This is a genomic window from Pseudomonas sp. IT-196MI5 (genome assembly GCF_949767415.1).
GTDB lineage: Bacteria > Pseudomonadota > Gammaproteobacteria > Pseudomonadales > Pseudomonadaceae > Aquipseudomonas.
This window is the reverse complement of sequence record NZ_CATKPZ010000037.1, coordinates 1-4116: the sequence shown is the minus strand read 5'-3', so window position 1 is coordinate 4116 and position 4116 is coordinate 1. Positions and strand designations below refer to the sequence as shown.

General features: G+C 57.9%; 4 protein-coding genes. 3 read left to right on the top strand and 1 reads right to left on the bottom strand.

What is annotated here, in order from left to right; all coding sequences use genetic code 11:
* On the top strand, positions 1-357 hold a 357-nt coding region (locus tag ACM6IK_RS20795), incomplete at its 5' end, for a hypothetical protein (protein WP_414875814.1).
* A 29-nt stretch (positions 358-386) separates the two neighbouring features.
* Here ACM6IK_RS20795 and ACM6IK_RS20790 read toward each other — a convergent pair.
* Positions 387-1286 (bottom strand): LysR family transcriptional regulator, encoded by a 900-nt coding sequence (locus tag ACM6IK_RS20790; protein ID WP_414875813.1) that lies wholly within the window; start codon positions 1284-1286, stop codon positions 387-389.
* Positions 1287-1443: 157 nt separating this feature from the next.
* Here ACM6IK_RS20790 and ACM6IK_RS20785 point away from each other — a divergent pair, with 157 nt between their 5' ends.
* Together ACM6IK_RS20785 and ACM6IK_RS20780 are read left to right on the top strand one after the other, a co-directional pair.
* Positions 1444-2625, top strand: a complete 1182-nt coding sequence (locus tag ACM6IK_RS20785; protein WP_218433884.1) for an acyl-CoA dehydrogenase — start codon at positions 1444-1446, stop codon at positions 2623-2625.
* 11 nt (positions 2626-2636) lie between these two features.
* The gene (locus tag ACM6IK_RS20780) at positions 2637-3857 is read left to right on the top strand and encodes a CaiB/BaiF CoA transferase family protein (RefSeq protein ID WP_414875812.1); all 1221 of its coding nucleotides are present in this window, start codon (positions 2637-2639) and stop codon (positions 3855-3857) included.
* Positions 3858-4116 lie beyond the last annotated feature (259 nt).

Sequence of the window (4116 nt, the reverse complement as noted above, 5' to 3'; positions counted from 1 at the left end):
GTGCGGCTGGGGCGGCCGATCAGCACGATCCCGCCAAATCAGGGCGGGGCGCGGCATTTTGCAGGCGAACTTTGTGCCCTTCAAGGGATTATGACGGGTGACGGAAAATTAACTACAAGTCACCCCGTGACCGAATGTCGCAACCAACCGGCTCCATCCCTTGCAGACCGTGCTTTGCAAGGATTCTGGCCGAAATTGAAGAATTTACACATCGGCCGTATGAATGATGCGGTATCGCTTCGAAATAGTGGCGCAAAGCCGCGTGCTCAGGCGCTTGTGGGACGTTTGTACAGCTTCTCGATACAGTTTGCTGACATGCGACAAATACGTATATCTGTAGGGCTTTGCATTTGCTGACTACGAGGTCAAGTAACGCTGCGAGGCCTTTATCCTTCTAGGCTGTAGCTGTGCGCCTGATTTACCAGCCAGTCGCGAAATGCCTTCAAAGACGCGGATTCGACCTTTCGCTCAGGAATCATCAGGTAATAAGCCTTGATGCTGGACAGTGCTTGCGGGTTGGCGATCACCAGGCGTTTCTCTTTCAGCTCACGTTGAATCAGGAACGGCGGGATCAGGGCAATGCCCATGTCGTGCATGGCTGCCTGGGCGAGCATGGAGAATAGCTCGTAGCGGGGGCCTGTCATGTCTCGCGGGACATTCAGGTGTTGGGAATCGAACCATTGGCGCCAGGCATAGGGGCGGGTGGTTTGTTGCAGAAGAGGCAAGTCGGCGATTTCACTGGGCGTCAGACTGGTCTTGTTTCCGAGCAGGTTGGGGCTGCAAACCGGCATCGGATTTTCACCCATCAGTCTGTGGGACTCTGTACCCGACCAATCCGCATCGCCGAAGTAGATAGCGGCATCAAAGTCAGTGTCGGCGAACAGGAACGGCCGTGTGCGGTTGGTCAGGTTGACCGTCACTTCCGGGTGCTTTTGCTGAAAGTCCTTGAGACGCGGCAGCAGCCATTGGGTACCGAAGGTCGGAACCACCGCCAATTCGATCACGTTGGCGCCCTGCTGACCCATCACCGACAGGGTGTCCCGTTCGACCGCATCGAGCTGTGTGGCAACCCGACGGCTATAGGAAAGCCCGGCCTCCGTCAGCTTCACTCCACGCCGCGAGCGTCGGAACAGTTCCACACTGAGGAACTCTTCAAGGCTGGCGATCTGTCGGCAAATCGCTCCTTGGGTCAGCGAAAGTTCCTGGGCGGCCTTGGTGAAGCTCTCATGGCGCGCTGCAGCCTCGAAGCTGATCAGGGCGGTGGTGCTGGGTATTTTTCTGCGCATGTACGTCAACCTCACTAATGGATCGCATAAGCGCTCTTTTGCGATGTTACGGAGTGAGAAATTAGCACAACAGTATGCAAAATCCTCGTTTGCCGTGGCGCCGATCCGGGCCTAGGATCAGTCCACGTTATTTGACCCGATTCGAGAGGACACACTCATGGGCGGTAAAGCTAGCTTCAACTGGATCGATCCTCTGCTGCTGGATCAACAGCTCACTGAAGAAGAACGCATGATTCGCGACACGGCTGCGCAGTTTGCTCAGCAGAGCCTTGCGCCGCGCATTCTTGAAGCTTTCCGTCATGAGAAGACCGATCCGGCGATCTTCCGCGAAATGGGCGAGATCGGTCTGTTGGGCGCAACCATTCCCGAGCAGTACGGTGGCAGTGGCCTGAACTACGTCAGCTATGGCTTGATCGCCCGTGAAGTCGAGCGTATCGACTCGGGCTATCGCTCGATGATGAGCGTGCAGTCCTCGCTGGTGATGGTGCCAATCAATGAGTTCGGTACCGAAGCGCAGAAGCAGAAGTACCTGCCGAAACTGGCGTCGGGCGAGTGGATCGGCTGCTTCGGCCTGACCGAGCCTAACCATGGCTCCGACCCGGGCGCGATGATTTCTCGTGCGCGCAAAGTGGAGGGTGGCTACAGCCTCACCGGCAACAAGATGTGGATCACCAACAGCCCGATCGCCGATGTGTTCGTGGTCTGGGCCAAGGACGATGCCGGCGACATCCGCGGCTTCGTTCTGGAGAAAGGCTGGAAAGGTCTGAGCGCTCCGGCGATTCACGGCAAGGTGGGCCTGCGCGCATCGATCACCGGTGAAATCGTGATGGACAACGTGTTCGTCCCGGAAGAGAACATTTTCCCGGATGTCCGTGGCCTGAAAGGTCCTTTCACTTGCCTCAACTCGGCACGTTACGGCATCTCCTGGGGGGCGCTGGGTGCGGCCGAGTTCTGCTGGCACACCGCTCGCCAGTACACCCTGGATCGTCAACAGTTCGGTCGCCCGCTGGCCGCTACCCAGTTGATCCAGAAGAAGCTTGCCGATATGCAGACTGAAATCACCATGGCGCTGCAAGGCTGCCTGCGTCTGGGTCGCATGAAGGATGAAGGCACCGCGGCGGTCGAAATCACTTCGATGATGAAGCGCAACTCTTGCGGCAAGTCCCTGGACATCGCGCGCATGGCTCGCGATATGTTGGGCGGCAACGGCATCTCCGATGAGTTTGGTGTCGCGCGTCACCTGGTCAACCTGGAAGTGGTGAACACCTATGAAGGTACGCACGACGTCCATGCACTGATCCTCGGTCGTGCGCAAACCGGCCTCCAGGCGTTCTATTAAGGAGAACGTCCATGGGCGCGCTATCGCATCTACGGGTACTGGATTTATCGCGGGTGCTGGCCGGGCCTTGGGCCGGGCAGATCCTGGCCGACCTTGGCGCCGAAGTGATCAAGGTCGAGCGCCCGGGTAACGGCGATGACACGCGCGCCTGGGGGCCGCCGTTCCTTAAAGACGCCTATGGCGAGAACACCAGCGAGGCCGCCTATTACTTGTCGGCCAATCGCAACAAGCAATCGGTCACCATCGACTTCACTCGCCCTGAAGGGCAGAAGCTGGTGCGTGAACTGGCGGCCAAGTCGGACATCCTGATCGAGAACTTCAAGGTCGGCGGTCTGGCGGCTTATGGCCTGGACTATGAATCGCTAAAGGCGATCAATCCGGATCTGATCTATTGCTCGATCACCGGGTTTGGCCAGACTGGTCCTTATGCCAAACGTGCGGGTTATGACTTCATGATCCAGGGGCTCGGCGGCCTCATGAGCCTGACGGGGAGACCTGAAGGTGAGGACGGCGCGGGCCCGGTGAAGGTGGGCGTGGCGCTGACGGACATCCTGACCGGGCTGTATTCGACGGTCGCGATCCTGGCGGCGCTTGCGCATCGGGATCACGACGGCGGTGGTCAGCATATCGATATGGCACTACTGGACGTACAGGTAGCTTGTCTGGCCAACCAGGCGATGAACTACCTGACGACAGGCAATGCGCCTAAACGTCTGGGCAATGCTCATCCGAACATCGTGCCCTATCAGGATTTTCCTACGGCGGATGGCGATTTCATCCTTACCGTCGGGAACGATGGACAGTTCCGCAAGTTCGCGGAAGTGGCCGGGCAGCCGCAGTGGGCGGACGATCCGCGTTTTGCCACCAACAAGCTGCGGGTGGCAAACAGGGCGGTACTGATTCCGCTGATCCGCCAGGCAACGGTGTTCAAGACGACCGCTGAATGGGTGGTGCAGCTGGAACAGGCTGGCGTGCCATGCGGGCCTATAAATGACCTGGCGCAGATGTTTGCCGATCCTCAGGTCAAGGCGCGTGGGTTGGCTATCGAGCTGCCGCATGCGCTGGCCGGGATGGTGCCTCAGGTAGCGAGCCCGATTCGACTGTCGGAGACGCCGGTGGAATACCGTTTTGCGCCTCCTTTGCTGGGTGAGCACACGTTCGAGGTTTTACAGCGGGTGTTGGGCCTGGATGCGGGGGCGGTGTCCGCATTCAAGGCTTCGGGCGTTCTCTGATAGGTCTCTTCTATATAGAGGGGCGTTTCGGCTCCTCTATATAGGCGTCCTTTGGGGTTTTTACTGCATTCTGCAGGTTATTGATAGAAAACCTGAATCAATGCTTGACGGCACATTTCAGATGTCTATAATTCGCCCCACTTCCGGCGCAGTCGAAACGGAAAACTCCTTGGTAAACAATGGGTTACGCAGTTTTCGGCAGCAGGTTGCTTCAGTTCATCGAAGCCGAAAGGAAGTTGAAAAAGAGGTGTTGACAGCA

Coding starts and splice junctions, on each gene's coding strand:
- ACM6IK_RS20780 (WP_414875812.1), top strand. CDS start 2,637: ATGGGCGCGCTATCGCATCTACGGGTACTGGATTTATCGCGGGTGCTG.
- ACM6IK_RS20785 (WP_218433884.1), top strand. CDS start 1,444: ATGGGCGGTAAAGCTAGCTTCAACTGGATCGATCCTCTGCTGCTGGAT.
- ACM6IK_RS20790 (WP_414875813.1), bottom strand. CDS start 1,286: ATGCGCAGAAAAATACCCAGCACCACCGCCCTGATCAGCTTCGAGGCT.